The following is a 26,437-nucleotide window of genomic DNA, read 5'->3' as shown; positions in this document are numbered from 1 at the left end:
CGCAGTCGAAATCAGGCGGCGCTGCCGTGCTTGACCACGCGCACCGGGGCGGCCGAAGCGGACGGGGTGTCGTGCTCAACGCTGGTTTTCAGCGTCTGGCCCGTGGACAGGAAGGTGAACAGCTCGAAGGCAAAGGCGTCCAGACGGGCGCCCCAGACGCGGTTGCTGCGGGTCAGCCAGTTATAGGCCATGACCGCCGGGATGGCGACGGCCAAGCCCACGCCGGTCATGATCAGCGCCTCACCCACCGGGCCGGCCACCTTGTCGAGCGTGCCCGCACCGGTGGCGCCAATGGCCAGCAGCGCGTGGTACACGCCCCAGACAGTGCCGAACAGGCCCACGAAGGGGGCGGTGGCGCCGATGGTCGCCAGCACGCTCAGGCCGCTTTCCATGCGCATGGTTTCTTCATCGAGCACCTTCTTGATGGTGCGGGTCAGGAAGTCCTGGGCGCTGCCGGCTTCTTCCAGCTTGGCCGCGCCGTAACGGGCGTGGTGGGCCTGCGCGTGCATGGCGTGCGCCGTGAGGTGGGCAAAGGGCTCGTCCACCCCATGCGTGGCGATCTCGTTTTGCACGGCCTCCAGCGAGGTGGCGTTCCAGAAGAAATTCAGGAAGGCCTGGCTGCGTCGCTGACGCTTGAACAGCCCCACCCCCTTGATGACGATCAGTGCCCACGAGATCAGGGACATGATGACCAGGATCACGAACAGGCCCTGACCGACCAGATCGGTCTGGGCAATGAAGTGCGTGAAACCCAGTTCGGGGGCCGTGGCAACAGGCACCGCGGCAGGCACGGCAGCAGCGAGATCGGTCATGGTCAGTCTTCCAGATTGAATGTCAGGGGGGCCACCACCCACACCTTGCGGGCTTGCCCGTCTTCCAGGTGCGGCTGAAAGCGCGCTTTCTTCATCGCCTGGACCGCTTGCTGGTCCAGGCGTGGGTAACCCGATGAACGGGCCACCTCGATGTCTTGGGGGCGGCCCTGCTCGTCCACCAGCACCTTGAGGCGCACCACCCCCTCCTCGCCCATCTCACGGGAGATGCGGGGGTAGCTCAGCATTGGCTCAAGCAGATAGCGCACAGCCGAGGACGGCAGCACCTTGGGTTGCGTGGTGCTGCGGCCGACCTGCCCGGCGGGCGCCGCCGTCACCGGACCTGTGGGAGCCGCCTGGGTGGCTGGCGCGGCCGCAGGGGCCGGAGCGACCTCGGCGGGGGCCACCGGCTTGGGTGGAGTGGGCGGCGTGGGTGGGGCCACTGGCACCTGCATCTCCTGCGGAGCGGCAGGACGCGGGGCAGCCACCAGCGGTGGCGCCGGACGCGGCACCGGCGGCGTCGGACGGGGTTGCACCACCGGTACCGGCTTGGGTGGCTCAGGCTGCACCACCGGGGGCTGAGCGGCCTGGGTCTGCGGCTCGTCGGCAATCAGGGCCACCGTGATGGGGGCCGACTCGGCCACCAGCACCGGTTCGGGCGCCAGATGCCAGAACACCAGCGCCGCGCTGGCATGCACCACCAGCACCGACGCGGCCAGGCCGGCACGCTGCAGGCGTGTGAGCTCGACCGGCGGCCGCAGCAGCTGGGGTTGAAGCGGGAGCGCAAACGAAGTCATAGAACGTAGCTTAACACATCAATTGCAATTGCGAATCACTCTCATCCACTTCAGTGAACCGCATTCACAAGCAATTACCTTTGCCCCCTCTTCGGGTGATCGCGGGCCGTCGCTCGCCATGGAATGATGACGGGCGCGCACCGTGCCGGGCTCAGACCCGCCGTCCGCACTCACACACAGGGATGTCATGGAAATGGAAGTCTTGCTGACGCCGCTGGCCGCACACGCGCCCTGCGGCGACGATCTGTCGTTCTCTTCGGAGTTTGACACCATCAACGAAATGCGGCGTGCCGATGACGCCACGCTCAACCAGGGTGAATGGGTCACCAGCCTCAAGGTAGCCGACTGGCCAGGCGTGGCCCGCGCCTGCGAAACCCTGCTGGGCACCCGCACGAAAGACCTGCGCCTGGCCATGTGGCTGACCGAAGCCTGGGCACTGACCCAAGGCTACGAGGGGCTCGCGCGGGGTTTGCGCGTCTGCACCCTGCTGTGCGAGCGCTTCTGGGAGCCGCTGCACCCGATGGCCGAAGACGGGGACCACGAGCAGCGCGTTGGCAACATGCGCTGGTTGCTGCAGCGCGTGGTCAGCCTGGCCAACTCCCTGCCAGTGGCCCAGTCCCGCAAAGGCGCGACCTTCAGCCTGCACGACCTCACCTTGGCGCGTCAGCAAGCCGCCTTGATGGAGCGCGACCCCGAGGAGGCCAACCGCAGCGCAGGCGACAAGATCACGCTCGACCAATTCCAGCGCGCCTTGCGTGAGACCCCTGCCGAGACCCTGCAAGCCACCCTGGCCGCCGCGCGTCAATGTGAGCAGGTCTTGCTGGCCTGGCAGGACGTGGTCGACACCCAACTGGGCGACGAAGGCCCGAGCTTTGTGGCGGCCAAGGAAGCCCTGTCTCAGGCTGTACACGACATCGAGCGACTGGCGCGCGAGGCAGGCGTGCTGCATGACGGTGCGGGCGAGCCTGCGCCTCCTGTGGCATCCAGCGCGGACCCGGCCACTCCCACAACGCCGGCACACCACCGCCCCCCCAACGTCGCCGGCCCGCTGCAAACACGGGCTCAGGCCTTGCAGCAACTGCGCGACGTGGCCAGCTTCTTCCGCCGCACCGAGCCGCACAGCCCCGTGGCCTATCTGGCCGAGAAGGCCGTCAAATGGGGCGAGATGCCGCTGCACGAATGGCTCAGCCAGGTCATCAAGGACCAGGGGGCCATGTCCCACCTGGAAGAGCTGCTGGGCCTGGACAAGCCCGGGCACGATCACGGCTGACCGGGTGGCACGCCGCTCACGCGCGATGCGCGGTCGGCCCCATCCGGCCTGGACCCGCTTCCAACCGGCTCAACCGCCCACGCGGAACTCGATGCGGCGGTTGCGGGCCCGGCCCTCGTCGGTGGCGTTGCTCGCCACCGGTTGGTCCGGCCCCAGACCTGAGGTGCTCAGGCTGTCGGCGGGCAGGCCTTTGCTGACCAGATAACCCTTGACCGCCTGCGCCCGCGCGAGCGACAGGCTCACGTTCGACGCATGGCTGCCCTGTGCATCCGTGTGCCCGATGACCTCGAAGCGACGCCCCGGCAGGCGCGCCAGCGCAGCCGCCATCTCGTCGAGGATCAACAAGCCCGCCGGCCGCAGGACCGCGCTGCCCGGCTCGAACTCGACGATGCGATTGGCCAGCGCCTGGTCCACCACCGCCTGTTCCTGCACGGCCACACGCAGGCCGTTGCGCACGGTATAAGTCGGGTTGAGCGACTGCGCCATCTCGCTGGCAAGCTGCTGGCGCAAGGCCTCGTTGCCCACCTCGCCCTTGAGCTCCACCGTCTGCCCCTGCACGCTGAGCTGACCGTGACTGACCTGTTTCAAGGACGGCGACAGCAGCTTTTGCACATGCTGCGACCACTGCGGCGGCGCCACCACCGAGCCCAGCGCCAGCTGATCCACCACCCGCTCGGCGCCATACAGCTCTCGCAGGCGCGCGATCACGGCCACCCGTGTGGCCTCGTCCGGCACGGTGCCGGCCACCACCACCTGGCCCGGGCCCTGAATCTGCGCGCCACCGGCGGTTTGCGCGCCAACCCAGTTCGAACCTGCCACCAGCCCAGCGAGCACGCCCAGGCGCACCGTGTGCATCCATTTCACCGCTTGCATCACATCAGACTCCGAGAAACACTTCCTGGTAGGTGGCCAGCGCCTGCGACAGGGACAGGCCCGGATCCCGCAGGTAATTGGACAGTTTGCGCAGACCGTAGTCGGCCTGCACCTCGTCTTCGACCCAGTCGGCCTGGTTGACGCTGACCGCCTCCTGCGCCAGCGTGTGCGGGTCGATCAAGGTGCTCAAGGTGGCCGCCGACGCACCCTGAAAACCCAGCACCAGCCAGGTCTGGCCTTCATGACCGACCAGGTACAGGCCCAGCTCCACGTCGTGCCGGCGGAAGAAGCCCAGTACCAGCGACAGCCAGAACGCCGCCACCGGTCCGCGCAAACTGGCATCGTTGACCAGCGGCAGGCACAAGGCCTTGGTCAACCGCGCGGCCCCCTGGCTCATCACCGGCTGCAGCAGCAGGCCCAGCGCCAGCGTGGCCTGCCGCAGCGACACCTTGACGCCGCTGGCCGCCAGCATCTGTTCCAGGCTGGCCACAGTGTGCGTGTCGAGGAACTCTTGCAGGGCATTGCGAGCGGCGGGCTCCTGGACCTCATGGGGCACGGGTGCCTGCAGACTCGCCTGAGCGTGGACCAGATCGGTCGCGGCATGGGCCACCCCCGCCACTTGATCCAGTCGGTTCCAAACCCGCGACAACGCCACCGGCGCCACATCCGGAAAGGCGCGCGGCGTGGTGACATCGAATGAGCAAGCCGTCACGAAGGGAAAGCGCCGCCCGGACGCATCCTGGCTGGCACGCCAGTGACCGGCCAGGCCCACGCGGCTGGCCGTACCCAGGATCGCAAACTGCACGGTGGGCGCGGCGTCGTAGCGCAGCTTCCAGCGTGGGTCGGTGGCCAAACGCTCCATGGTCTGGGACTGCCAGCGATCGAGGTGCTCGATCAAGGCGCTGTGATGGGCGCTGCGCACGAAGTCGCCGCGCGAAGGCAGTTTGCCGAAGTACACCAGGTCGTGGCTGGCCGAGGGGGTCGTGCTCACAGCGTGCCCCCCGTGGCCACCGGCTCGACCGGCCCCGCAATGATCGCCGGCAAGGCGCCCAGGCTCGCCGACGGCGCCGCGCCACCGGACGTGGCCTGCGACGTCGGGGTGTCGGCGTTGGAGATGATGCGCAACTGCACCGCCACCGAGGCACCGCCCTGGACCCAGCGCAGTTCGAACACACCGTCATCGATGCGCCGACGTTGGGCCGAATTGATCATCTTCTCCAAGCCAAAGCGTCCCGGCTCCTGGAAGAAGGTGATCGGTGTGCCGTCGTAGCTCACCCCCGCGATCTTCACGCCCGGCGTGCCCGGCCCCGGCCACACGAAGTGCGCCCAGCTGGCCTTGCCATTGCGATAGCGCAGCACCTGACCGTCCACCTCGATGGTGTACTCGGTCAGGCCCGGCACGGCCTGCGGCAGCATCTGGAACACCGTCTTCACCTCGGCAGCCGCACCGCCTGCGCCCCCCCCCGCCGCCGCGGCAGTTTGCCCGCCCAGCGGTGCCATCCAGGCGCCCACCCCGCCGACGAACTCGGGGCGCAGGCGCACGCCCATGTCGGCCCAGGTGCGCGGCGTGAGGCTGTCGCCGCGCTTGAGCACAAGCGCACCCAACGACTGTTCGACGAACTTGCTCACCGCCCCTTCGGTGCCAAACACCTTGGCGACCTCGACCGGGCTGGCCTCGATGCGGGCGTTGCGATCAAACGGGTACTTGCCGGCCAGGGTGCGCTGATAGGGCTCGAAGACCTGTGCCATCCACACGCGGTTGAGCTCGGCTTCGGCGGGCTTGACGATGACGCCATAGGCCTGCATCAGCGGGCGCACCAGGATGGGCCGCAAGGCATTGCGCGCCGATTCGCTCAGGCCATTGAGCAGTTGCTCGTCCACCAGCTTGAGCGCCTCGGCCAGCTCGCCGCTGCCCTCCAGGGTCTCGACCATGAACTTGCGCGAGGCCGGGCCCGCATCGCCGGCGGTCTTCATCTGGTTGAAGCGCGAGCGGATCTTGGAGAGCGCGCCCAGATAGTGGCGGATCAGCGGCTCCTGGCCTTCGCGCGGCATCATCAGCCGGTTGAGACTGGCAAACTCCTGACCGATCGGGCCCATGGGGATCTGGGCATCCTTGCCCAGCGTGAGGCTCAGGTTCACCGGCGTGGGGCTGGGCGTCGCGCTGAGGATGCGTTGCTTGAACCACTCCAGGAAGCTCTTTTGGCCCTTGGCCAGGCGCTCGTTGACCAGCGAGGGGTTATCCCAGGAGGTCTGCTCGTACAGGGTGTGTAGCAGCACGCCCACCGGCGAATTGCTCGGGTCACCCAGACGGTTCATGTGCACCACGGCCTGGTCGAAGCTGGCGAAGTCGTGCACGGTGATGCCCTGCATGAACTTCTGCCACTCGCGCACGTACTCGGTCTTGTAGAGCGTGGTGAGGGCCTTCTGGATCTGCTCCGGACTGCCCTCCAGCGTCAGGTCATCGGCCGCCGCGGTCTTGAGCACCCAGTCGCTGGTCTGCAGCTCCTTGTGCGCGGCGTTCTGGATGGCCTCCTTGACGTACTGCTCCCAGGCCTGACGCGTGAAAGCGCCGGACACGGCATGGCTGCCGGCCACGATCTGGCGGTCGTTCTCGGTGACGAAGCGCGTGACCGTGACGGGCGCAAAGCGGGTGGCGGCACGCGCCTTGATCTCGCCGTACACGCGCTCACGGGCTGGCATGCCCTTGACGACGCGGCGCAGGTTCTCGCGGGTCTGGTCCAGCAGGGTCAGGTTGAGGTCTTGCTGCGGGAAGGCCGGGTCGCTCATCTGCGCCAGGGCAAAGGACAGGATGCGCTCGGCGCGCTGGATCAGCTGCTCACGCGGCATGGCGCCGCGGTTGGTCTCCAGCCAGCTGCGCCAGAAGCGGGTGAGCTGGTCGCTCATGTGGCCGGCCTCCAGGCGGCTGCGATCGCCCAGCATCAGGTAGGCCTTCAAGGCGTTGTAGGCCTCGGTGACATTGGTGCTGGACGCCTGGGTGTAGGGGGCACCGATCGCAGCGGGGGCCGGCACGGCAGAAGTCGGCGCGTTCGCCACAGCCTGGGTACTGACCAGCATGACGCCCGAGGCTGCGCCCGCCGCTGGCAGCGGCGAGGCGGTGTCGGCGGCGGTCACCACGGGCGGCTCACTGCTGCGCTGCAGCGGACGCAGCTCGGCGGCACGGCTGTTCACCTCGGTGAGGTAGCCCGCGATCGACTGGGCGACCGGCTTGAGCATCACGGCCTGCAGGCCATGGAAGTACTCTTCCTTCAGGCGCGCCTCGATGGTCTCGCCCTGGTACAGGCCCAGGCCAATCGACCAGGGCCGCTCGGCGCGGTAGCGCTGCATCTGCTCCAGGCGGTCCTGCAAGATCTCCAGCGCCTCCAGGCGCGACTGCAGGTCGACACGCTGTTGCTGCACCTGCTGGGCCTTGAGCAGATCGGCCTGCACGTGCGCCACCAGTTGGCGGTTGCCCATGTAGGACCAGGTCCAGCCCGCCAGCACGGCGCCCACCAGGGTCAGCCCGCCGAAGAAGGCCGCATAGCGCAGGCGCAGCTTGTGGCGGCTGGTGTACTGTTTGACGAGGTCACGGTCGGCAAAGATGACGCGCGAGAACAGCTCCTTGAGGAAGAAGCCGCTTTGCGAATAGACCGCGGCCGCCGCGCCAGGCTGTAACTGCAGCCCGAACTGATCGGCCACGCGCTCGCTGGCGCGGCTGGTGGACTGACCTTCCTGCACCGCACTGGTGAAGTAGAAGCCGCGGAAGATGGGACGGAACTGGTAGGGGTTGTCCTCGAACAGGGTGTTGAGGAAGGTGCGCAGTGCGGGCTTGAGGGCGGCAAATTCGAGCGGGAAGGTCAGCACGCCCGGCGGCAACTGCTCGCCGCGGTGCAGCGACATGCGCGCCACCGAAGCGTCTTTCAAGCCTTGGTACAGCACATCGAACTGCTGCTCGAACTGGGCCACCACATCGCCCCGACCGGTGGTGTCGTAAGGCAGGGTCGCGCCCCAGACCTTGTCGCGCTCGCTGCGTTCGCGGTCCTCGAAGAAATCGACGAAGCCGGCGATCAGGTCGGCCTTGGTGAAGAGCACATAGACCGGCGCGAAGACCTCGAGCTTCTCGGTGAGCTCCTGCACACGCTGACGCAGCTTGCGCGCCAAGTCGATCGCGAACTCGGGCTTGTTGGCGCCCAGCTCGGCGACGCTGACCGCGATGATGACGCCATTGAGCGGCGCCTTGGGGCGGTGCTTCTTGAGCAGGGAGAGGAAGCCCAGCCACTCGCCGCGGTCTTCCTCGTGCACGGAATAGCGGCCAGCAGTGTCCAGCAGGATGCCTTCGGTGGTGAAGTACCAGTCGCAATGGCGCGTGCCGCCAATGCCCTGGATGACGGCGTCAGTGTTGTCAGCAAAGGGAAACTTCAGGCCCGACTTGACCACCGCCGAGCTCTTGCCCGCCGCCGGGTTGCCAATGACGGCGTACCAGGGCAACTCGTACAGGGCGGCCGAGCCGGAGGTCTCACCCAGGCGCGAGGTCTTGATGAGCTTGACGGCTTCGGTCATGCGCTCGCGCACGGCGGCCACCTCGTCCTGGCGCCCGGCATCGGCGGCTTCGCGTACGGCCTTGTCAGCCTCGTCGGCCATGGCCTGCTCCAGCGACTGCGCTGCGCGTTGCGCGCGCCAGTGCCGCACACCCCAGACGATCAACCAGGCCAGCCCCAACAGGCCCAGCACGATCCCGGCCCAGATCAGCCCGACCTTGAGGGTGTCGGCCCCCAGCAGCAGCAGGCCCGCCAGCGCCGCCACGCCGATGACCGTCAGCGTGCGGGTGTCAAGGAGAAAACGCCAGATTCTTTGCATGGGGACTTCCAGGTCGTTCAGGCCGCCTCAGGGACGGCAAGCATGGGGTGCATGGGCGAGAGGGCCACCACCACGCGTTCATGAGGAGACTGCACATGGGTGGCCACGGCCACCCGCTGCGCCTGATCGCTTTGCCGCAAGGCCGCGCACGCCAGCGCCGTGGGCACCAGCGCACGGGCCACGCCCAGGTCGCCGCAGGCCTCACCCACACGGGTCACCTGCTGCAAGGGGTCGAGCTCAGGGGCCACGCTTTGCAGGGCTTCGAACAGCTCGCCGGTGCGGCTGGCACGGTGATCGGCGTCCGACACCACCATCAGGCCCTCATGGGGTGGTGTCGAGCGCTGCAGGACTTCGGTGAGCACGGCGGTCAGGGTGGTGCAGCCAATGCGTCCGGCGGCATCGGCCGACTTGTCACGTCGGCGGCAGACCGGGCGCCACAGGCGCATCGCCTCGGGCATTTGGGTGCTCAGATGCGGCCATTGCGGGTGGGCCAGCAGCAAGGCGGCCGCGCCCTCGCCAGGCACGCGTCCGGTCTGGTGCTGCGCGGTGAAGAGCTCGCCGATGGCTTGCAGGTGATCGATACGGTCGGCATCGAGGGCGCTGTCCACCGCCAGGAGGAGCAGCAATTCGGGGCGCGGCTCGCGGGCCCAGCGCAGCAGCAGCTGATCGATCTCGGTCCAGAGGCTCTCGGCCTGAGCCAGGGGAGCGACCTGCCAGGCGGGCATGTGGGCGTTCACCGTGGCCACCCAGTCCAGCAGCGTGCCGCACTGGGACTGCAGCCAGGCAGTGGCGGCTTCACGATCGGCCTCTTGCCAATGAGCCGGCCACAGCACGCGCACGGCAACCCGCGGGCGCTGCGCCTCGCGGGAGGCTTGTTGGGCCAGCGCCATGGGCCGTGCGACACCGGACAGGTGTGCCTTGCCAAAGGCTGACCCGTCGCCCAACGCCAGCGCCTCGTCAGAGTCCGATGAGGGCTCGTCCTCAGGCAGCTCGGTGCGCAGACTGGTCAGGGTGTCCAGCACGCGGTGCAGCGGGGCGTCGATCAGCGCCAAAGCCCGCAGCACGGCAGGCGGCAGACCGCCCTCGTCAGGATGGCTCAGCTCGCCGTGGGTCATCAACCAGTCGTCCAGCTCGATCTCGGGCACGCGGGCGGTGAACACGGGCAGCCCGTCGAGATCTTGCAGGTGGGCGTCGAGATCGGGACGGGCACCGCCCGCTTGCAGCGTGGACCAGGCTGTGTCGGCATCGGCGCCGACAGGCAGGTGGACCGCTTCGGCCAGCACCCAGGCCGAGGCGTCGCGCTGCGCCTGGGCTTCGGCCGACAACGCTGCGTCCAAGGCGCCCTCGCCCGTCGACGGAGCGGCCGCAGGCGCCTCCACCGGTGCACGCAGGCGCTGCACACCCCACAGCGCGGCCAACAGGCCCAGGGTCAGCAGCACGGGCAGCACAACCAGTTGCACGACGATGTCAGCCATGCCGATGTCGCGCTCGGCGTTGTGCCATTGCCAGAGGGTGACCAGCCACACGATCGTGGCGATCACCAACCCCAAACCCAGCGCTTTCAAAATCCTGGCCATGCCCTGACTGCCTGCTCGATAGCCGTGCTGCCACGCGGCAGCACCTGTGACGGTGCGGAGAGCCCGCAAGGGCTCAGATGCCGGTAGAGACCGCCTGTCCGGAGATGAGGGTGGCCCCGCAGGCGCACTTGTCGCCGTGGCGGGCCGCGGGCTGGCCGTCAATGATCATGGTGGGGTCGCCACTCACGATCACGGTGGTGCCGCCGTGGCCTTTCTTGGGGCAGGTGACCTTGTCGCCCACCCGCGCAATGCGGCGGCCATGGGTGTCGGTGCTGCCCGATGCCCCCACCACGGTACCGCCATGGCTGGTGCTGTCCCCCAAGACAATGAATGGACGTCCCATGGTCCGCGCGCTCCCTGATCTCTTTGTGTATGCGGTCGGAAGTACCGACGCGGGCGCAGTCTAAGGCGGCGCAACCCCATCTCAGCCCCCCCGCTAGAGGGGTGGCACTGTGACAGTCTGTGTCAAGTGCACTCAGCGGTTACGCGCGGCCCGCATGGCTTCGCGCACGCCCGGCTTGCGCCATTCGACGTGACCCAGGTCCATCATCTGCCAGCGCCCGCCCCAGGTCAGGCCCAGCCGCTCGGCGACCTCGCCATAGAGCTGGTAGCCGCGCATGGCCCAGGGGTCCTTCTCGCTGATGACCAGCTTGCCGTCGCGGTAGAAGGCGCAGTCGGCGCCCAGGCCCCACTGGTGGTAGCTCTGCCAGGCTCCGGCGTTGGTCACATGTCCGCCCTTGGCAGCCAGCATCGCCTGGCGCTCGGGGCTGCGCCAGCCTTCGAGCAAGGCCATGTCGTAGCCATGCTCTTCTTTCATGATCTTGAACGCCCGCAGCAGCAGTTGCACGAAGGCCGGGTCCATCTGTTCCCAGCGGCGATCGGCACTGGCGAGCATGGGGCGCACGATCTCGACCTCGGCAGTGTCGAAGACCTCGGGGGGCAAGGGCGGCGGGGGCACCAGGTGCTCGCCTTGCAGCAACTGCGCCACCTGCAGGTTGAGCGGGTCGATGCGGTCGTCGAAGCCCTCCAGTGTGCGCGTGCCCCACAGGCCCCAGCTCACGGTGAGCAGCACGGGCAGCGACAGCAGCGTGCCCCCGCCCAGCACCCAGGTCCAGCGACGCGCCCACCAGTGGCGCACGCCCTGCACGCCGGTGCCGGTCTGATGCCACAGACGGACGGGCGCCTGCCGCACCTGCGCGCCCAGGTGCTGCCCTGCCCGCTGGCCGTGCGCACGCCCGCGCTGCCACCAGCGTTGCCAGCGCAGCGCCAGGGCCTGGCGCCAATGCGGAAACACCAGCAAGGCCAAGGCCGCGCTGGCCAGCATGAAAGATCCGAACACCCACCCTGTTTGCATCATTGTTGTAACCAGTCTTTGCAGCCAGCGGACGCGGCCTTTCGCGACCTGATCTGCCTCCCTAGAATGCGCGGGTTCACACATTCCAAAAACACAACAGGGAGTCAGGCTTGAGCCATGACCAGGGCCTGACATGGCCCCGCAACACGCCTTCTTCGCGGCAGCACACGCCACCCGCACTCGATCGCCCCAGTCTGTTTGCCGGCATGGAGCCCGAGGCAGATGACGCCCCCGAGCGCGTGCGGATTCTATCGACGCTCGCCGCCAGCCGCCCCCCCTCCAAACGGGCGTCCGCTCGTTCGCGCCGCAAGCGTGGCAACAGCTGGCAGTTCAAGGCGCTGCTGGCCCTGATGGGCCTGGGCATCGTCGGCCTGTTGGCGGGTTTTGCCATGGTGCTCGCTCAAGGCCACGCCCAAGCCGGCGCAGCCGTGCCGCAGGAGCCGGCACGCCGTGCCCTGCTTGCTGCGCCGTCGGACACCGCAAAGCCGCCCACGGTGATGGCCACCGGCACAGCCTCCCCTTCCGCATCGGCGGCCGACCTGCCCATCGCCCCGGCGCCTCAGACCGCTGTGATCGAGGAGGTCGCGCCCACGGCGGTGGCGAGCCTGGCCACGGTGGCGGCGGCCTCCCCCTTGGCGGCACTGGGCGCCACACCGCCCGCGCCGTCGGCCACGCCCACAAGCACGACCCAGTCCACGCCAGCAGCCTTACTCCCGTCACCGGCCAAGGCCCCCACCCCGGCCACCGTCCGGGACGAACCCCGTCGCGTGGCCAAGGCCGCGCCAGCGGAGGTGCGCCCCCGCCAGAATGCGACAAAGCGAGGTCAAGATGCCGACGTGGCACTGCTGGAGGCGATGTTCACCCACACCCGCGCTGGTGGCACGGACAGCGAGCGGCGCCGCCGCTGCGCGCAGCAGCCCAAGGGTGCAGGCTGCGCCCCCTCACGCTGATCCGAACCGGTGGAGCCCCCCCTGCGACAGGTGAGGGCTCCCGCCCACACTCGGCAAGAGGCTGGTTTGGGCGCTACGATGCTTGATTGCTGTATGAGCACCTCGTAGCCCAGGACACGCCATGACCCATTCCAGCCCTTCCGACCCGGCCCTCGATGCCGACCTCCCGACCCGCCCGTCTGACGATGAGGGCGTACCGGTGTCTCTGAAGATCCGCGAGCGGATCAAGGCCGCACGCAAGCGCTTTCACGCCAACGACAACATCGCCGATTTCATCCGCCCGGGCGAGCTGGACGCGCTGCTGGACGAGGTGGAGAGCAAGATGCGCGGCGTGCTGTCCAGCCTGGTGATCGACACCGACAGCGACCACAACACGCAGGACACGGCCCGTCGCGTGGCCAAGATGTACCTCAACGAGATCTTCCGGGGCCGCTATCAGGAGGCGCCCCCCGTCACGGAGTTCCCCAACGCCGAACGTCTCAATGAGCTGATGATCGTCGGCCCCATCACCGTGCGCAGCGCCTGCTCGCACCACCTGTGCCCCATCATGGGCAAGGTGTGGATCGGCATCATGCCCAATGAGCATTCCAACCTGATCGGCCTGTCGAAGTACGCGCGCCTGATCGACTGGATCATGAGCCGGCCGCAGATTCAGGAAGAAGCCGTGACCCAGGTGGCCGACGTGCTGCAGTCGCGCATGAACCCCGATGGTCTGGCCGTGATCATGGAGGCTGACCACTTCTGCATGCACTGGCGCGGCGTCAAGGACATGGACTCCAAGATGATCAACAGTGTGATGCGCGGCTCCTTCCTGAAGGACCCCAATCTGCGTCGCGAATTCCTGTCCCTGGTGACCCACAAGAAAGGCTGATGCCATGTTGGTTCGACTGCTTTATGCCAGCCGCGCGGCTGAGCCCCTGACCCCCGAGGTGATCGACAGCATCCTGACCACCTCGCGCAAGACCAACCCGGCCCTGGGCGTGACCGGTTTGCTGTGTCACAGCGACGAGATTTTCATGCAGGTGCTCGAAGGCGGCCGCGATGCGGTCAACCACCTCTACAGCCGCATCTGCAGCGACCCCCGTCACCGTGACGTGATCGTGCTGCACCACGAAGAAATCACCGAACGGCGCTTTTCCGGCTGGACGATGGGACAGGTGAACCTGGAGCGGGTCAACCCGTCGATCCTGTTGAAGTACTCCGAACGGCCGGTGCTGGACCCGTATGCCGTCTCGGGCAAGGTGTCGATGGCGCTGCTCGATGAGTTGCTGGCCACGGCCAGCATCGTCAGCCGCGCCAATTGAGGATCGTTGGCACGGGGCCTGCGCTGCTGGGCCTGGACTTCAGTTGCGCGCCCACGCGGCGCAAGCCTTTGACCTTGGCCCAGGGAGTGCGTGCGGGCCATGCTGTCAAGCTGCTGGCCCTGGAAGCCCTGCCCAGCCTGGATGAGTGGGCGGCACGCTTGCAGCCGGTGGGCATGGCCGCCGCCGGATGGACGCACGGTTTCGTGATGGGCTGCGACTTCCCCTTCGGGTTGCCACGCCCGTTTGTGCAGGCCCTGGCCGCGCACGGTCCGGGCGACGCGTTCGCACCTTTGCGAGAGGCCGCGTCGCCAAAGGCCGACTGTGACAAGCTGATTTCCGCGCTGAAAGTCCACTGCGGCGACCGTGCCGGCTTTCAGCGCCTGGTCGATGGCTGGGGACAGACCTGGGACACCGCACGGCCTGCGGGCAGCAAGCTGCTGCACCGCGCCACCGACCGGGCCGTGCCAGGGCTGTCGAGCACCAGCCCACTGCAGACGCGCTATGTGCCGGTCGGCAAGATGTACTTCGAGGGCCTGCAGCGCCTGGTCCACGCTGATGTGAGCTTGCCGGGCTTGCGTCCAGGCCGAGCCGAAGCCGTCGCACTGGAAGCCTACCCCGGTCTGCTGGCCGGCGAAATTCTGGGGCGTCGCAGCTACAAGAGCGAGACCGACGCCAGCCCGGAGCGCCTGATTGCTCGCATGGACCTGATCGATGCGCTGGAACAAGGACGCACGCGCCTGGGGTTGCGCTTGAAGCTGACGCCTGCGCAGCGCGACCATCTGGCGGCCGACCCGAAAGGTGACCGGCTGGATGCGGTGCTGTGTCTGATGCAGGCAGCCTGGGCGCAGCAGCGGCACGAGGCGGGCGATGCGCGCTGGGGTCTGTCGCCCGAGATGGACCCGGTCGAAGGGTGGATACTCACGGCATGAGTGAGACGATGTTTGACATGATCGAGGTGCAGGGCCAGCCGGCCGTGCGCGTGCAATCGCCCGATGGGGCCCAGGCAACCGTGCTGCTGCATGGGGCGCAGGTGATTTCGTGGATCCCCGCGCGGGGGGAGGAACAACTGTACCTGTCGCCCCAGGCGGTGATCGCCCCCGGCCAGGCCGTGCGCGGCGGGGTGCCGGTGGTGTTCCCGCAGTTCAATCAACGGGGGCCAGACACCACTCTGCCCCGCCATGGCCTGCTGCGCACGCGCGCCTGGACGGTGGAGAGCAGCCGCCAGGAAAAGGACCATGCGCAGCTGACCCTGGTGTTCGACGACACCGCCGAGACGCGTGCGCTGTGGCCACACAGTTTCACGGTGGAGACGACGGTGTCGGTGAGCAACACGCGCCTGGATCTGGAGTTGTATGTGCAGAACCCGAGTGAAACCGCATGGGACTTCACGGCGGCACTGCACACCTACCTGGCGGTGTCGGACGTGACGCAGGTGCGCTTGCTGGGCCTGGAAGGCTGTCCTTTCGAGGACACCGTGCTGGACGAGCGCCACATCGAAGACCACCCGGAGAAGCGCTTCTACGGCGAGTTCGACCGCATCTACAGTGGCGTGAAGGACCTGCTGCTGCGCGATGGTCCGCGCCGCGTGAACATCACGCAGGCCGGCTGGCCCGATGCGGTGATCTGGAACCCGGGGCCGCACAAATGCGCCGCGCTGGCCGACATGCCCGATGCCGACTGGCAGCGCATGCTGTGCGTGGAGGCGGCCGCAGTCTTCGAGCCGATCACCCTGGGCCCGGAAGAAGAGTGGAGCGGCCGCCAGAGCCTGGTCTTGCTGACCGAGTGAAACCGGCCGCCGCGTCGATGACTGGGCTGGGTCACAACCTAGCCCAGTGCCCCCTCAATGGGCTGCCGAGGCCCCCACAGCAGGCAGGTTGAGCAGCTGACGCACGTCGGCAGTGAGCTGATCGAGCGGCATGCCATAGCGGGCAAACAGGCGCACCTGACCCTGAGGGTCGAAGATGTAGGAACCCGCGGTGTGGTCGATGGTGTAGCCCCCGCTGGGCGTCTCGACCTTCTGGTAGAAGACCTTGAACTCGCGTGCGACCGCCTGGATCTCGTCGGGCGAGCCGGTCAGGCCCACGAAGCTGGGGTCCATGGCGGTCAGGTAGCCCTTGAGCACCTGGGGCGTATCTCGCTCCGGGTCCACCGAGACGAACACGCCCTGCACCTTGTCGCCATCGGGCCCGAGGCGGCGACGCAACTCGGCCAGCTCGGCCATGGTCGTGGGGCACACGTCGGGGCACTGCGTGAAGCCGAAGAACACGAACACGACCTTGCCCTTGAACTCGGACAGGTCGCGCATGCGCCCGTCAAAGTCCTTGAGGCGCAATTTCTGGGCGTAGGTGGCGCCAGTGATGTCCACCCCGTTGAACTTCAGGCCGGCCTTGGGGCGGGTCATGTCGGAGATCTGGTCACAGGCACCGAGGCCCCAGACGGCCGACAGACTCAGGACCGCGGTGGCAGCCAGTTTCAGGGTGCGGCGGCGGGAGACATCAGGGTGAGAAACAGGCTTGCGGGTCATCGGGGCGCTCAGATCTTCCAGTAATGGTCGACCAGCAAGGCGGCAAACAACAGCATCAGGTAGATGATGGAGAAGCGAAAGGTCTTGCGGGCCAGTGCGTCACTGTAACGCCGCCACAGCCGGAAGGCATAGACCAGGAACAAGATCCCGAGGGCGAGCGCGGAAGTCAGGTAGAGCCAGCCGCTCATGCCGTAGATGAAGGGCAGCAAGGTGCCCGCCAGCAAGACCAGGGTGTAGAGCAGCACGTGCAGGCGCGTGAAGGCGTTGCCGTGCGTGACTGGCAGCATGGGCAAGCCAGCCTTGGCGTAGTCTTCGACGCGGTAGAGCGCCAGGGCCCAGAAGTGCGGCGGGGTCCACAGGAAGATGATCAGGCACAGCATCAGGGCCTCGGGCCCGACCTCGCCGCGCAAGGCCGCCCAGCCCAGCACCGGCGGCATCGCGCCAGAAGCCCCGCCGATGACGATGTTCTGCGGCGTGAGCGGCTTGAGCACCACCGTGTAGACCACGGCATAACCGACGAAGGTGGCCAGCGTCAGCCACATGGTCAGCAGGTTGACCCACAGCGCCAGGATGGCCATGCCCAGGCCGCACAGCACGGCGCTGAACAGCAGGGTCTGGCGCCGGGACAGGTCTCCGCGCGCAGTGGGACGCCAGGCGGTGCGCTTCATGCGGGCGTCGATGCCCTGCTCGATCAGGCAGTTGAAAGCGGCCGCGGCACCGGCCACCAGCCAGATGCCGGCGCAGGCCGCCACGGCCCGCAGCGCTTCGGCCTGGGTGGGCACGCCCGGTACGGCCAGCAGCATGCCAATCACCGCACAGAAGACGATGAGTTGCACCACCTTGGGCTTGGTCAGCACATAAAACTGACGAAAGACCGAGGGCATGGGCGCAGGCGGCGCCGGCAGCGCGACGGATGAGGGTGCAGCGAGGGCATCAGGCATGGGCATCCTCCGGTAGGTGAACTGACTATGGGGTGGACACGCGGGCCACACCAGGGTGAAGTCCCTGAGGTGCAGGGGCCCGCAAGCCGATGGGCTCGTGAACGAGGCGAGGCAAGACCAGCAGGTGCACCAGACGCCAGACCAGCAAGGTGGCGCCCAGGGTGTGCGCCAGCGCCGCGGCCAGGGGCCAGCCCAGCACCACATTGCTCAGGCCACTGAGCACCTGCCAGGCGAGCAGGCCCCACAGCCACAGGCCTTCGCGGCGCCAGGGATGGGCGGCTTCACGCGCGGTCACGGCGGCGTGCGCGTCAGGGCGCCAGGCGCGCAAGGCAGCGCCGTAGCGCCACAGGGCCACAACGATGACCAGGGCCATCAGACGATGGCTCATGTGGATGGCGGTGAGCGCGGCCATGCTGATGGGCTCGCCCTGCCCGTTCTCGCCCAGCGCACGCAGCAGGTGGAAGCCGTTGGCAAAGTCCATGTCCGGCCACCATTGGCCCTGACAGGTGGGGATGTCGCTGCACACCAGCACCGCATAGTTGGTGCTGACCCAGCCGCCCAGAGCCACCTGGACCGACACCAGGGTGAGCACGAGCCAGCCCCAATGTCGCAAGGGCGCAGACGCCCAGGCGTGCAGGTGCGCGGAGGTGCCCAGATCGCGCTCGGAAGGGGGCGACCTGACACCCTCCAGCACGCGCACCTGTGCGGTCAAGAGGCCGACGCCCAGCAAGGCGCCCAGCAGGTGCAGGGTGACGATGATGGGCTGCAATTTGAGGGTCACAGTGAGCGCCCCGAAGGCCCCCTGCGCGCACACCCACACGAAGGTGGCCGTGGCCCACCATGGGGACAAGCTGCCACGACGGTCACGCAGCCACCAGCCAGCCACCATGAGGCCGGTGATCAAGGCCCCCACGCCGGTGGCCAGGTAACGGTGCGTCATCTCGATCCAGGCCTTGCTGTGGGTGACGGGGCCATGGGGCACCGCGGCCTGCTCGACGGCGATCTGGGCGTGCGCCGCCCAGGGACTGGTCTGCCCGTAGCAGCCCGGCCAGTCAGGGCAACCCAGGCCGGAGTCGGTCAGGCGGGTGAAGGCGCCAAACACCACGAGATCGATGGTGAGGAACAGCGTGGCCACCGTCAGAGCATGCTGCCACGCCGGCCAGCCGGCCAGGCCCGCACGGCGGGCGCGCCACCTCACACCGCCGGCGGCCAGCAGAGCCAGCACGGCACCGAGCAAGGCCACTTCCAGGGCGGGTGCCAGGTTGATGAGGTCGATCATGCGAGCACCCTCAACGGCCGGCCTCGTCCCAGGACTCGTTGGCCTTGAGCAGGCGCATCAGGTCCTTTTTGACGCGCGCCGGGTCGGCATCGGCCGGAAAGCGCATCATCCAGTCGCCCCTGGGGTCCACCAGATACAGGTGGCTGCTGAGCGTCTGCCCCACGTCCGGCTGCAGCCATTGCGACAGGCGACTGGCATCGACCCGCAACGTCCAGGCCTGGGCCAGCGCGGGCAGCAAGGCGGGCCGCACCTCGGCCTGGTCCGGGATCAGCCAGACGCGGTCGACGCGGTCCTTGTCTCGGCCCAGCGCCTCGCGCAGCTGGCGCTGCAGATAGAGCTGGCGTTCGCACGCAGCATCGCAGGCACCGCCCGCCACGCTGACCAGCAGCCATTGGCCTTGCAAGGCCTGGGGCGTCACGGCCTGGCCTTGCAGGTTGGTGAAGCTCAGCCCGGCCTCGGCGGTCATGGGCTTGGGTGGGGTGATCAGAGTGCCGTGGTTGGTGCGCCCCTGAGGCTTGATGACGTAGTAGCTCAGGTAGGAGGCCACGACCGGGGCGGCACACACCGCCCAGATCAGCAGCATCTTGAGGCGGCCCAGGCGCGTGCGCTGCACCGCCGAGGCGCCCGCTGCGGGCAGGCTGTGGACGCTCAGTTGCAGCATGGGGTTGGGAGAGGCAGCTTCAGGAGGCGGCATGGTGGGCACTTTGGACAAGGCGTCGGGCCAGACGCCGGGGACGGAGGAACTGGAACCACAGGGTCAAACCACCCGCTACCGCCGACAAGGCAAACCACTGCACGGCATAGGCCAGGTGCTTGTCTCGCCCCAGATCGGGTGCGGCCCATTGGCGACTCAAGACAACGGGAGCGGTGGACGCGTTGGGTGATCGCTCAACCTCAGCTTGCACCTGAAGCACTGCACCGGGAAGCGGGGATTGCCCCAGCCAGGCTTGCCAGAACGCGGCATCGACGTTCTGACGGATCAGGGACTGAGGTCTGGTGCCCGTGACGGCGTCGCCACCGGTAGCGACAGGCGGCGGCTCGGCGCCCAACTGGTACACGCGCGAGACCGAGGCCACCACCCGCCCGGGTACGGTGACAAGGCCGGTGGCGGTGGGCAGATCGGGAACGTGCAGGCGATCGTGGGCATGGCGGGGCACCCAGCCGCGTTGCACCAGCAGCAGGCGGCCATCACACACACTGCCCGGCGCATGCAGACGCAAAGGGGTGACCACCTCGAAGCCCGTGCGCCCCTGTTGGGTGCGGTTGTCGAGCCAGACGGTGCGTTCGGTGACCCAGGTGCCGGTGAGCTGGACCGGGCGCTGCACGGGCAAGGCCTCCGCAGCTCGACCGTCGCAGGGCCAATCGGCCGACTGCCAGGCGGGCAGTTGCTGGCGGGCGGTGAGCAGCGCCTGGGCCTGCTGCTTCTCGTCGGCGCGGCGCAGCTGCCACTGCCCGAGTGAGGCGGTCAGCAGCACCGTGGCGGCGCCGGCCACGCAGGCGATGAGGCGTGCGCGACCTGGGGTCATCTCGCTGTGCCCTGCCGCGTGGCGTGCCCATAATCGGGTCGCATGAAATGGATCCTTGCCCTGGCCCTGGTGGCCATCGTCGCTGCCTTGGCCCTGGCCGGTCGGGCCATGCTGCGCAACCCTGACTCCAGCACACCGGCGCCACGCCGCATGATGCGGGCGCTTGCCTGGCGGGTGGGGCTCTCCGTGGCCTTGTTCGTCTTCATCTGGGTTGCGTATCAACTCGGCTGGATTCAACCGACGGGGCTGCCCATCGATCGCTGAGCCTTTGACGATGGGGCCCGACGCCAAGGGCAGCGGCTGAATCGGTGTGGCCGCTCGCCATCAGGTCCAGTACACGACCACATACAGGCCCAGCCAGACCACGTCCACGAAGTGCCAGTACCAGGCCGCACCTTCGAAGCCGAAGTGCCGCTCGGGCGTGAAGTGGCCCTTCTGCAGGCGCAGGGTGATGAACAGCAGCATCAAGGTGCCCACGAACACATGCAGGCCGTGAAAGCCGGTGAGCATGAAGAAGGTGGAGCCGTAGATGCCCGATGAGAGCTTGAGGTTGAGGTGGGTGTAGGCCTCGTAGTACTCATAGCCTTGCAGACCCAGGAAGGAAGCTCCCAGCAATACGGTGAGCCACATGAAACCCACCGTCTTGGCGCGCTGGTTCGCCAGCAAGGCATGGTGCGCGATGGTCAGGGTGACGCCGGACGTCAACAGCAAGGCCGTGTTGATGGTGGGCAGCGGCCAGGGCCCCATGGTGCGGAAGGGCTCAACCGTGCCAGCGGGCGAAGCGGTGTAGCCCGGCACATCCGAGGGCCAGATGGCTTTGAAGTCGGGCCACAGCAAGGCGTTGTCGATGCTGCCCAGGTTCGGGATCACATGCAGACGGGCCCAGTACAGCGCCCCGAAGAAGGCACCAAAGAACATCACCTCGGAGAAGATGAACCAGGCCATGGCCCAGCGGTAGGACACATCGATGCGCTGGCTGTAGAGCCCGCTCTCGCTCTCACGGATGGCATCGCCAAACCACTGCGTGAGCACCACCGCCCACCACAGCAGACCAAAGGCCAGCGAGTAGGCTCCCCAGTCCACGCCATTGACCCACTGCCCGGCGCCGAGGATGACGAAGAACAGGCCGATGGCCGCCATCACCGGATGCCGGGAGGGCCCAGGCACAAAGTAGTACGGGGCTTGTCCTTTGGGAACCGCTGTCGACATGTTGTGCTCCTCGACCGAATTCACTGAGCGACGCCGCTGGCGATGATCCATCGCACCAGCCACACCAGCCCCAACACAAACACCAGGGCGGCCAACACCCCGGCAACGATGACGTGCACCGGATTGATCCGGGCCACATCCTGTGCGTAGTCACTGGACTTGCGCACCCCGAAAAAAGACCACGCGACCGCCTTGAGCGTCTGCCAGAACGAGCCGGGACGCTGAGCCGCGTGACGCAGGTCCTCGCTCATACCGCCCCCTTGGGTGCGGCCGGCACCTTGCCGCCCACTTCGAAGAAGGTGTAGGACAGCGTGATGGTGGCCACGTCTTTCGGCAACTTGGGGTCGATCACGAAAGTGACCGGCCACTGCTTGCTCTCACCCGGCTTGAGCGTGTGCTCGGCAAAGCAGAAGCACTCCATCTTGTTGAAATGCGAGGTGGCTTGCTTGGGTGCGTAGCTGGGGATGGCCTGCGCTGCCATGGCGCGGGGCTGGCGATTGCGGAACTCGTACATCACCGTCATCAACTCGCCGGGGTGCACCTGCACTGAGCGCACCGCGGGCTTGAAATCCCAGGGGCCGCGCGCATTGGCGTCGAACTCGATGGTGATGGTGCGACTGCGATCGACCTGCGTGTTGGGCTGAACAGACGAAGTGGCACCGGGAATCTGCCGATCACCCAGACTCAGCACATTGATGCCGAGCGCCGCGCAGATGTGACGGTACATCGGCACCATCGCGTAGCCGAAGCCGAACATCAGCACCGTGATCACCGCCAGCTTGCCCACCATGGCGGCGTTGGCCCGTTGCAGCGCCACACGCACCCGCCCGTGTTGAGCACATGGCCCTCTTGGGGCCTGTTGGGGCGGGGAGGCTGTTGGCTCGGTCATGGGAGGCCTCGGGCGCAAGCGTGACGGCGTGCGCTCAGTGAGAAGACAGCAGCATGATCTTGGCGACAAAGCCGAGGAAGAACGTCGCCGCCACAGAGGCCAGGATCAAGGCCAGGCGCACATTGCGGCGGCGGCCCAGTTTGATGGAAGGGGTGACACTCATGGCTTGCTCCTCATCCGGTTTCAGGCATCAGGGCCTTTGTTCAGCCGATCACGCGCGTGGCGGACGGGTCCAGTTTGGGCGGGGTCTCGAAGGTGTGGAAGGGGGCCGGCGAAGGCACTTCCCACTCCAGGCCTTCGGCGCCTTCCCAGGGCTTGGCCGGGGCCGGTTCACCCTTGCCGCGCATGGCCGGGATCAGCACGCCGAAGATGAAGTACACCTGCGCGAAACCGAAGGCGAACGCCCCGATGGAGGCCACCGCATTGAAATCGGTGAACTGCATGGGGTAGTCGGCATAGCGACGCGGCATACCCGCCAAGCCCAGGAAGTGCATCGGGAAGAAGGTGATGTTGAAAGCGATCAGCGACCACCAGAAGTGCAGCTTGCCCTTCCACTCCGGCACCATCACGCCGGTCCACTTGGGCGCCCAGTAGTAGAAGGCGGCAAAGAGCGCAAACAGGGAGCCTGCCACCAGCACGTAGTGGAAATGCGCCACCACGTAGTAGGTGTCCTGGATCTGGATGTCGATGGGGGCGACCGCGCAGATCAGGCCCGTGAAGCCCCCCATCGTGAACACGAAGATGAAGCCCACCGACCACAGCATCGGGCTCTCGAAGGTCATGGAGCCGCGCCACATGGTGGCCACCCAGTTGAAGATCTTCACGCCCGTGGGCACCGAGATCAGCATGGTGGCGTACATGAAGAAGAGTTGGCCGGTGACCGGCATGCCAGTGGCGAACATGTGGTGCGCCCACACGATGAAGCTCAGGATGGCAATGGACGCCGTGGCGTAGACCATCGAGGTGTAGCCAAACAGGCGCTTGCGCGCGAAAGCCGGGATGATCTGGCTGATGATGCCGAAGGCCGGCAAGATCATGATGTAGACCTCGGGGTGGCCAAAGAACCAGAAAATGTGCTGGTACATGACCGGGTCACCGCCGCCGGCCGGGTTGAAGAAGCTGGTGCCGAAGTGGCGGTCGGTCAGCGTCATCGTGATGGCGCCAGCCAGCACCGGCATCACGGCAATCAGCAGGTAGGCCGTGATCAGCCAGGTCCAGGCGAACATCGGCATCTTCATCAGCGTCATGCCCGGCGCGCGCATGTTCAAGATGGTCACGATGATGTTGATCGAGCCCATGATGGACGAAGCGCCCAGCAGGTGCATGGCGAAGATGCCGGCATCCATCGACGGGCCCATCTGCAGGGTCAGCGGCGCGTACAGCGTCCAGCCCGCAGCCGGCGCACCACCGGGCATGAAGAAGGAGCCCACCAGCAGGCAGGCGGCCGGGATCATCAGCCAGAAGCTGAAGTTGTTCATGCGCGCAAAGGCCATGTCGGAGGCGCCAATCTGCAGCGGCAGCATCCAGTTGGCCATGCCCACGAAGGCCGGCATGATGGCCCCGAACACCATGATGATGCCGTGCATGGTGGTGAGCTGGTTGAACAGCTCGGGGTTGACCAGTTGCAACCCAGGCTGGAACAGCTCGGCGCGGATGCCCAGCGCCAGCACGCCGCCGATCATCAGCATGGTCAGCGAGAACAGCAGGTACAGCGTGCCGATGTCCTTGTGGTTGGTGGCGAACACCCAGCGCCGCCAGCCATGCGGGTGGCCGTGGTCATGGTGAGCGTGCTCACCGTGGCCGGCGTGATCCAGAACTGCGCTCATGGAAAGTCCTTTCCTGATCCTGTGCGGTGTAAGGCCGGATTCACTGGCGCGCAGCCATCACGGCGGCGGGCTGAACGACCTGCCCGGTCTTGTTGGACCAGTGGTTCTTGGTGTAGGTGATGACAGCGGCGATCTCGGTATCCGACAGCTGACGCCACGCCGGCATCAGGTTGTTGTTCTGGCCGTTGAGCAACACGTGGATCTGCTTGCCCACATCGGCGTCCAGCACGACAGGCGAGCCATCGAGCGGCTTGATGGCACCGGCGCCCTTGCCGTTGGCCTGGTGACAGGCGGCACAGTTGGCCGCGTAGACCTTCTCGCCACGGGCCACCAGGTCGTCCTGCGTCCAGACCTTGTTGGGGTCATCGGCCTTGGCCTGCATGGCCTTGTGCTGCTCGGCCACCCAGGCGGCATAGTCCTCGGCGGTCAGCACACGCACATGGATGGGCATGTAGGCGTGCTCCTTGCCGCACAGCTCGGCGCATTGCCCGTAGTAGTCGCCCACCTTCTCGGCGCGGAACCAGGTGTCACGCACAAAGCCTGGAATCGCGTCCTGCTTGATGCCAAAGGCCGGCACCATGAAGGAGTGGATCACGTCGTTGGCGGTGGTGATGATGCGGATCTTGCGATCGACCGGGACCACCAGCGGGTTGTCCACCTTGAGCAGGTAGTTGTCGCCTTGCGGGGTGCCGGCGTCGGACAAGGCGCGCTGCGAGGCGTCGAGCGTGGACAGCATCGAAATGCCCTCGCCCTCGCCTTTGAGGTAGTCATAGCCCCACTTCCACTGATAGCCCGTGGCCTTGATGGTGAGGTCGGCATTGGTGGTGTCCTTCTGGGCGACGACGACCTTGGTGGCAGGCAGCGCCATGCCGATCACGATGATGAAGGGGATCACCGTCCAGATGATCTCGACCGTGGTCGATTCGTGGAAGTCGGCCGGCTTGGCGCCCTTGGATTTGCGGTGCTTGAAGATGGCGTAGAACATCACGCCAAACACCCCGACGAAGATCGCACCACAGATGTAGAGCATCATGTAGTGCAGCCACTGCTGCTCGGCGGCGATGCGCGTGGCGGGCGGGTGCAGATCGAGCTGCCGCACGGCAGGGCCACCGGGCAGGTCGTTGACCGCCCAACTGGCTTGCATCATCAGGAGCAGCAAGCCCCCGACGAGTTGGCGCCTCAGAGAAGACAGGCGTAGCGCCCCAGACCCAAACGAACGAACTGCAAACCCGGGCACATAGCTCATGTCTTGACTCGTCGTGGTTGAACGGGGTCTGTGCGACCCGTACACGGCACCGGGATCCCCGGCCAGCCGTACACCGACCCACCTCGCGCCGCAATGTGCAACGCAAGGCGTTCAACCCATTCTAGTCAGCGGTTTGCGCTACCTCAACCGCGAATCGGCGCTTCCATGCTATGAATTACCCGTGGTTGACGTCAGAAGACACCGCGGTGTGTCGGCATGTATCAAGCTGGCTTGTCGGCCTTGCGGATCATGCGCTTCATGTCCTGCAAGGACACACGCGCCTCGGCTTCCACCTTGACGCGCGGCGTGGGCTTGATGGCGTGGCCATAAACCAGCTCGACGGTCAGGCCCAGGCGGCCATCCGGTCGCATCAGGCGCTCGCGCAAGGCGTCAAGCAGACGCTGACGCCAGCGAGGCGTGCGCAAACCGACAAAGCGCCCGTGGGCCACATTGCCGCCCCAGGTGCGCAGCTCGGCCAACAGCGCCTCGGGCGTTGCCCAGGTCAAGGTCAGACGCTCCATGTCCATCACCGGGTCGGCAAAGCCGGCTTGCACCAGCTCGTCTCCCAGGTCGTGCATGTCGATGAAATCGATGGTGGGTTGCGGCCAGCCCAGCGCGGCGTACACGGCGCGCAGTTCGCGGGCGGTGTCCGGCCCCAGACCGGAGCACATCAGGAAGCCGCCCACGGCCAGGTGCGCGTACCAACGGCGCATCAGACCCGGCAGGTCGGCGCTGGCGTGCAGGGTCATGTTGGCCCACAGCATCTGGGCCCCCTCGGCGCCATCACGCTGCCAAGGCACATCGGCCGCTACGGGCTCGACGTGGGCCTGTGGCACCTCACGGCGCCACAGCTTGCGCCAGTCGCGCGGCGCGTTCTGCGCCAACTGGGCCTGGCTGCGCTGCGCCAGCTCGCCCGAGGGCTCGACCACCCAGCGTTGCGCCTGCGGGTACTGCGACTGCACCAGCTCCGCCCCCGCCCCGAGAAAGGCCGACCAGTCGATCCAATCCTTGGGTTGCAGGCGAATGGGCGCCAGCTTGGCCGCGAGGCGACGTGCCGCTTCCTGATGGAGCCAGGGCGCCTCGGGCAAGGCAGCCAGGCGCCGCGTCTGACGCTGCAAGGCGCGCCGATGGGGGGCGCAGGCTGGCGGGGCCGAAGCGGCGGCGGAAGAAGAGTCGGACATGGGATGAAAAGGCGCTGAAGTCCCCACT

Annotated in this window: 27 protein-coding genes; 7 read left to right on the top strand and 20 right to left on the bottom strand. The window is 67.2% G+C overall.

From position 1 onward, the window contains the following. Nucleotides 1-11 precede the first annotated feature (11 nt). Nucleotides 12-812: a MotA/TolQ/ExbB proton channel family protein gene (locus tag RBT42_RS10725; protein ID WP_320364936.1), complete on the bottom strand. Its 801-nt coding sequence runs from the start codon at nucleotides 810-812 to the stop codon at nucleotides 12-14. Between the two features lie 2 nt (nucleotides 813-814). Then, a complete protein-coding gene (locus RBT42_RS10720; protein WP_320364934.1) occupies nucleotides 815-1,606 on the bottom strand; it encodes an energy transducer TonB in 792 nt (263 codons plus the stop codon). 187 nt (nucleotides 1,607-1,793) lie between these two features. On the opposite strand from RBT42_RS10720, the gene tssA reads away from it, so the two are divergent. Then, nucleotides 1,794-2,876, top strand: coding sequence for a type VI secretion system protein TssA (gene tssA / locus RBT42_RS10715; protein WP_320364931.1), 1,083 nt, complete (start codon nucleotides 1,794-1,796; stop codon nucleotides 2,874-2,876). Nucleotides 2,877-2,945: 69 nt separating this feature from the next. Here tssA and RBT42_RS10710 read toward each other — a convergent pair whose 3' ends face one another. The 6 genes from RBT42_RS10710 to RBT42_RS10685 all read right to left on the bottom strand — a co-directional run bounded on the left by RBT42_RS10710 (nucleotide 2,946) and on the right by RBT42_RS10685 (nucleotide 11,504). Continuing rightward, the gene (locus tag RBT42_RS10710; protein ID WP_320364928.1) at nucleotides 2,946-3,749 is read right to left on the bottom strand and encodes an OmpA family protein; all 804 of its coding nucleotides are present in this window, start codon (nucleotides 3,747-3,749) and stop codon (nucleotides 2,946-2,948) included. Nucleotides 3,750-3,753: 4 nt separating this feature from the next. Beyond that, nucleotides 3,754-4,740, bottom strand: coding sequence for a type VI secretion system-associated protein TagF (tagF, locus tag RBT42_RS10705; RefSeq protein WP_320364926.1), 987 nt, complete (start codon nucleotides 4,738-4,740; stop codon nucleotides 3,754-3,756). Continuing rightward, nucleotides 4,737-8,603 carry a type VI secretion system membrane subunit TssM gene (gene tssM / locus RBT42_RS10700; RefSeq protein WP_320364924.1) on the bottom strand — a complete coding sequence of 1,289 codons (3,867 nt, stop codon included), beginning with the start codon at nucleotides 8,601-8,603 and terminating at the stop codon, nucleotides 4,737-4,739. The genes tagF and tssM overlap by 4 nt, the downstream gene beginning before the upstream one ends. A gap of 17 nt (nucleotides 8,604-8,620) precedes the next feature. Further along, entirely contained in the window at nucleotides 8,621-10,180 is a 1,560-nt protein-coding gene (locus RBT42_RS10695; protein ID WP_320364922.1) for a hypothetical protein, read from the bottom strand. A 73-nt stretch (nucleotides 10,181-10,253) separates the two neighbouring features. Beyond that, nucleotides 10,254-10,523: a PAAR domain-containing protein gene (locus RBT42_RS10690; protein WP_320364920.1), complete on the bottom strand. Its 270-nt coding sequence runs from the start codon at nucleotides 10,521-10,523 to the stop codon at nucleotides 10,254-10,256. A 132-nt stretch (nucleotides 10,524-10,655) separates the two neighbouring features. Then, nucleotides 10,656-11,504, bottom strand: coding sequence for a M15 family metallopeptidase (locus RBT42_RS10685; RefSeq protein WP_320364918.1), 849 nt, complete (start codon nucleotides 11,502-11,504; stop codon nucleotides 10,656-10,658). 140 nt (nucleotides 11,505-11,644) lie between these two features. Between RBT42_RS10685 and RBT42_RS10680 the strand changes: the two genes are divergently transcribed. From RBT42_RS10680 to RBT42_RS10660, 5 genes are all read left to right on the top strand, one after another. After that, the gene (locus RBT42_RS10680; RefSeq protein ID WP_320364916.1) at nucleotides 11,645-12,484 is read left to right on the top strand and encodes a hypothetical protein; all 840 of its coding nucleotides are present in this window, start codon (nucleotides 11,645-11,647) and stop codon (nucleotides 12,482-12,484) included. 121 nt (nucleotides 12,485-12,605) lie between these two features. Next, a complete protein-coding gene (gene folE, locus RBT42_RS10675) occupies nucleotides 12,606-13,355 on the top strand; it encodes a GTP cyclohydrolase I (RefSeq protein WP_320364914.1) in 750 nt (249 codons plus the stop codon). A gap of 4 nt (nucleotides 13,356-13,359) precedes the next feature. Further along, nucleotides 13,360-13,788 (top strand): BLUF domain-containing protein, encoded by a 429-nt coding sequence (locus tag RBT42_RS10670; RefSeq protein WP_320364912.1) that lies wholly within the window; start codon nucleotides 13,360-13,362, stop codon nucleotides 13,786-13,788. Then, nucleotides 13,785-14,717, top strand: coding sequence for a DUF429 domain-containing protein (locus RBT42_RS10665; RefSeq protein ID WP_320364910.1), 933 nt, complete (start codon nucleotides 13,785-13,787; stop codon nucleotides 14,715-14,717). Before RBT42_RS10670 ends, RBT42_RS10665 begins: the two co-directional genes overlap by 4 nt. Beyond that, the gene (locus tag RBT42_RS10660) at nucleotides 14,714-15,574 is read left to right on the top strand and encodes a D-hexose-6-phosphate mutarotase (protein WP_320364908.1); all 861 of its coding nucleotides are present in this window, start codon (nucleotides 14,714-14,716) and stop codon (nucleotides 15,572-15,574) included. Before RBT42_RS10665 ends, RBT42_RS10660 begins: the two co-directional genes overlap by 4 nt. A gap of 54 nt (nucleotides 15,575-15,628) precedes the next feature. Here RBT42_RS10660 and RBT42_RS10655 read toward each other — a convergent pair whose 3' ends face one another. The 5 genes from RBT42_RS10655 to RBT42_RS10635 are packed head-to-tail and all read right to left on the bottom strand — an operon-like array spanning nucleotide 15,629 to nucleotide 20,058. Beyond that, nucleotides 15,629-16,312, bottom strand: a complete 684-nt coding sequence (locus tag RBT42_RS10655; protein WP_320364906.1) for an SCO family protein — start codon at nucleotides 16,310-16,312, stop codon at nucleotides 15,629-15,631. Between the two features lie 8 nt (nucleotides 16,313-16,320). After that, entirely contained in the window at nucleotides 16,321-17,253 is a 933-nt protein-coding gene (gene cyoE / locus RBT42_RS10650) for a heme o synthase (protein ID WP_320364904.1), read from the bottom strand. A gap of 25 nt (nucleotides 17,254-17,278) precedes the next feature. Next, nucleotides 17,279-18,532 (bottom strand): COX15/CtaA family protein, encoded by a 1,254-nt coding sequence (locus tag RBT42_RS10645; RefSeq protein WP_320364902.1) that lies wholly within the window; start codon nucleotides 18,530-18,532, stop codon nucleotides 17,279-17,281. 10 nt (nucleotides 18,533-18,542) lie between these two features. Further along, complete coding sequence (locus tag RBT42_RS10640) at nucleotides 18,543-19,226, bottom strand: hypothetical protein (RefSeq protein WP_320364900.1); 684 nt, start codon at nucleotides 19,224-19,226, stop codon at nucleotides 18,543-18,545. Further along, nucleotides 19,213-20,058 (bottom strand): SURF1 family protein, encoded by an 846-nt coding sequence (locus RBT42_RS10635; RefSeq protein ID WP_320364898.1) that lies wholly within the window; start codon nucleotides 20,056-20,058, stop codon nucleotides 19,213-19,215. Before RBT42_RS10635 ends, RBT42_RS10640 begins: the two co-directional genes overlap by 14 nt. Nucleotides 20,059-20,100: 42 nt before the next feature. On the opposite strand from RBT42_RS10635, the gene RBT42_RS10630 reads away from it, so the two are divergent. Further along, a complete protein-coding gene (locus RBT42_RS10630; RefSeq protein WP_320364896.1) occupies nucleotides 20,101-20,322 on the top strand; it encodes a DUF2909 domain-containing protein in 222 nt (73 codons plus the stop codon). A gap of 60 nt (nucleotides 20,323-20,382) precedes the next feature. Here RBT42_RS10630 and RBT42_RS10625 read toward each other — a convergent pair whose 3' ends face one another. The 7 genes from RBT42_RS10625 to RBT42_RS10595 form a co-directional block, all read right to left on the bottom strand. After that, the gene (locus RBT42_RS10625; protein WP_320364894.1) at nucleotides 20,383-21,267 is read right to left on the bottom strand and encodes a cytochrome c oxidase subunit 3; all 885 of its coding nucleotides are present in this window, start codon (nucleotides 21,265-21,267) and stop codon (nucleotides 20,383-20,385) included. A 20-nt stretch (nucleotides 21,268-21,287) separates the two neighbouring features. Next, a complete protein-coding gene (locus RBT42_RS10620; RefSeq protein WP_320364892.1) occupies nucleotides 21,288-21,518 on the bottom strand; it encodes a DUF2970 domain-containing protein in 231 nt (76 codons plus the stop codon). Next, nucleotides 21,515-22,084, bottom strand: coding sequence for a cytochrome c oxidase assembly protein (locus RBT42_RS10615; protein ID WP_320365008.1), 570 nt, complete (start codon nucleotides 22,082-22,084; stop codon nucleotides 21,515-21,517). The genes RBT42_RS10620 and RBT42_RS10615 overlap by 4 nt, the downstream gene beginning before the upstream one ends. Nucleotides 22,085-22,190: 106 nt before the next feature. After that, a complete protein-coding gene (locus RBT42_RS10610) occupies nucleotides 22,191-22,319 on the bottom strand; it encodes a cytochrome oxidase small assembly protein (RefSeq protein ID WP_320364890.1) in 129 nt (42 codons plus the stop codon). Between the two features lie 40 nt (nucleotides 22,320-22,359). After that, entirely contained in the window at nucleotides 22,360-23,982 is a 1,623-nt protein-coding gene (gene ctaD, locus RBT42_RS10605; protein WP_320364888.1) for a cytochrome c oxidase subunit I, read from the bottom strand. A 40-nt stretch (nucleotides 23,983-24,022) separates the two neighbouring features. Then, nucleotides 24,023-25,129, bottom strand: coding sequence for a cytochrome c oxidase subunit II (coxB, locus tag RBT42_RS10600; protein ID WP_320364886.1), 1,107 nt, complete (start codon nucleotides 25,127-25,129; stop codon nucleotides 24,023-24,025). A gap of 320 nt (nucleotides 25,130-25,449) precedes the next feature. Next, on the bottom strand, nucleotides 25,450-26,409 hold the full coding sequence (locus RBT42_RS10595; protein WP_320364884.1) for a methyltransferase domain-containing protein: 960 nt from the start codon (nucleotides 26,407-26,409) through the stop codon (nucleotides 25,450-25,452). Nucleotides 26,410-26,437 lie beyond the last annotated feature (28 nt).

This window comes from Aquabacterium sp. (assembly GCF_034003525.1).
Lineage (GTDB): Bacteria > Pseudomonadota > Gammaproteobacteria > Burkholderiales > Burkholderiaceae_C > Aquabacterium.
Note: the sequence above shows the minus strand (reverse complement) of the source record. Positions and strands in the feature narration are given on the sequence as shown.

Excerpts from the sequence above, each read along its gene's own strand:
- RBT42_RS10725 (WP_320364936.1), bottom strand. The coding sequence starts at position 812 with ATGACCGATCTCGCTGCTGCCGTGCCTGCCGCGGTGCCTGTTGCCACG.
- RBT42_RS10720 (WP_320364934.1), bottom strand. The coding sequence starts at position 1,606 with ATGACTTCGTTTGCGCTCCCGCTTCAACCCCAGCTGCTGCGGCCGCCG.
- tssA (WP_320364931.1), top strand. The coding sequence starts at position 1,794 with ATGGAAATGGAAGTCTTGCTGACGCCGCTGGCCGCACACGCGCCCTGC.
- RBT42_RS10710 (WP_320364928.1), bottom strand. The coding sequence starts at position 3,749 with ATGCAAGCGGTGAAATGGATGCACACGGTGCGCCTGGGCGTGCTCGCT.
- tssM (WP_320364924.1), bottom strand. The coding sequence starts at position 8,603 with ATGCAAAGAATCTGGCGTTTTCTCCTTGACACCCGCACGCTGACGGTC.
- RBT42_RS10695 (WP_320364922.1), bottom strand. The coding sequence starts at position 10,180 with ATGGCCAGGATTTTGAAAGCGCTGGGTTTGGGGTTGGTGATCGCCACG.
- RBT42_RS10690 (WP_320364920.1), bottom strand. The coding sequence starts at position 10,523 with ATGGGACGTCCATTCATTGTCTTGGGGGACAGCACCAGCCATGGCGGT.
- RBT42_RS10685 (WP_320364918.1), bottom strand. The coding sequence starts at position 11,504 with ATGCTGGCCAGCGCGGCCTTGGCCTTGCTGGTGTTTCCGCATTGGCGC.
- folE (WP_320364914.1), top strand. The coding sequence starts at position 12,606 with ATGACCCATTCCAGCCCTTCCGACCCGGCCCTCGATGCCGACCTCCCG.
- RBT42_RS10670 (WP_320364912.1), top strand. The coding sequence starts at position 13,360 with ATGTTGGTTCGACTGCTTTATGCCAGCCGCGCGGCTGAGCCCCTGACC.
- RBT42_RS10660 (WP_320364908.1), top strand. The coding sequence starts at position 14,714 with ATGAGTGAGACGATGTTTGACATGATCGAGGTGCAGGGCCAGCCGGCC.
- RBT42_RS10655 (WP_320364906.1), bottom strand. The coding sequence starts at position 16,312 with ATGACCCGCAAGCCTGTTTCTCACCCTGATGTCTCCCGCCGCCGCACC.
- cyoE (WP_320364904.1), bottom strand. The coding sequence starts at position 17,253 with ATGCCTGATGCCCTCGCTGCACCCTCATCCGTCGCGCTGCCGGCGCCG.
- RBT42_RS10645 (WP_320364902.1), bottom strand. The coding sequence starts at position 18,532 with ATGATCGACCTCATCAACCTGGCACCCGCCCTGGAAGTGGCCTTGCTC.
- RBT42_RS10640 (WP_320364900.1), bottom strand. The coding sequence starts at position 19,226 with ATGCCGCCTCCTGAAGCTGCCTCTCCCAACCCCATGCTGCAACTGAGC.
- RBT42_RS10635 (WP_320364898.1), bottom strand. The coding sequence starts at position 20,058 with ATGACCCCAGGTCGCGCACGCCTCATCGCCTGCGTGGCCGGCGCCGCC.
- RBT42_RS10630 (WP_320364896.1), top strand. The coding sequence starts at position 20,101 with ATGAAATGGATCCTTGCCCTGGCCCTGGTGGCCATCGTCGCTGCCTTG.
- RBT42_RS10625 (WP_320364894.1), bottom strand. The coding sequence starts at position 21,267 with ATGTCGACAGCGGTTCCCAAAGGACAAGCCCCGTACTACTTTGTGCCT.
- RBT42_RS10620 (WP_320364892.1), bottom strand. The coding sequence starts at position 21,518 with ATGAGCGAGGACCTGCGTCACGCGGCTCAGCGTCCCGGCTCGTTCTGG.
- RBT42_RS10610 (WP_320364890.1), bottom strand. The coding sequence starts at position 22,319 with ATGAGTGTCACCCCTTCCATCAAACTGGGCCGCCGCCGCAATGTGCGC.
- ctaD (WP_320364888.1), bottom strand. The coding sequence starts at position 23,982 with ATGAGCGCAGTTCTGGATCACGCCGGCCACGGTGAGCACGCTCACCAT.
- coxB (WP_320364886.1), bottom strand. The coding sequence starts at position 25,129 with ATGATGCAAGCCAGTTGGGCGGTCAACGACCTGCCCGGTGGCCCTGCC.
- RBT42_RS10595 (WP_320364884.1), bottom strand. The coding sequence starts at position 26,409 with ATGTCCGACTCTTCTTCCGCCGCCGCTTCGGCCCCGCCAGCCTGCGCC.